Genomic DNA, 960 nt, shown 5'->3' with positions numbered 1-960 from the left:
GCCGCCAGCTACTTCGCCTACCAATGTATGCAGCGTAAAGGCATTCCGGTGGCCTCGCTGCCTCCCTCGCTGACTACCCTGGCTAAGGCGCCTTGGCGACTAACAGGGCAATTATCCTTGGCGGTTTCCCAATCTGGACAAAGCCCTGACCTAGTGGCGATGCAGCAGTCGCTCGCTGCCGCTGGGGCTCGAACGATAGCGTTAGTCAATACGCCGCAGTCGCCTCTGGGCGCGGCCAGCGATAGTGAAATTCCGCTCTACGCGGGAGAAGAAAAAAGTGTCGCTGCCACCAAAAGCTACTTGGCCACGCTTTCTGCCATGGCGCAGCTTATCGGCCACTGGCAGGAAGACCGCCTGCTACTCACTGCTTTGGAACAACTTCCAGAACGACTGACCCAGGCCCTGGCGATGGATTGGTCCCCAGCCATCGAGGCATTACTAAATGCCGACAAGATGATGGTGATTGGTCGTGGAGCGGGTCTTGCAGTCGCTCAGGAGGCGGCGCTCAAGTTTAAAGAAACCTGTGCGATTCAAGCGGAATCCTTTAGCGGTGCCGAAGTTCGCCATGGTCCGATGGCGCTGATTGGCCCTGATTATCCGGTGTTGGTATTCGCGCCACCAGGGCCCGAACAGGCTGGTTTGCTGGAGTTAACCGATTGGCTCAAGAGTGTTGGCGCCCGAGTCGTCCTTGCTGCCGACAAGAGCGTGGTACAGCGCAATTTGACCTTGGTAGATGCTGGTCATGAGGCTCTGCAGCCACTGTCGGTGATTCAGAGCTTTTATCAAATGGTGGCTGGTCTTGCAGAGGCCCGGGGAAGCGATCCAGATCGCCCACGGCACCTCAATAAAGTTACCTGCACCCTGTAACGTATAACAACAATCTTGGGAGTCCTCCCATGTCAGATTCAAATCAGTCATTAACGCTGCGGGCCCCCGTGGCGGGGGTTGGGGTACCCCTAA

1 protein-coding gene is annotated in these 960 nt (G+C 57.1%); it reads left to right on the top strand.

From position 1 onward, the window contains the following. A partial coding sequence (locus INT22_RS17575; protein ID WP_226912866.1) for an SIS domain-containing protein occupies positions 1–867 on the top strand: 867 nt, incomplete at its 5' end. Positions 868–960 lie beyond the last annotated feature (93 nt).

The organism is Halomonas sp. 3D7M (genome assembly GCF_014897885.1).
Lineage (GTDB): Bacteria > Pseudomonadota > Gammaproteobacteria > Pseudomonadales > Halomonadaceae > Vreelandella.
Note: the sequence above shows the minus strand (reverse complement) of the source record. Positions and strands in the feature narration are given on the sequence as shown.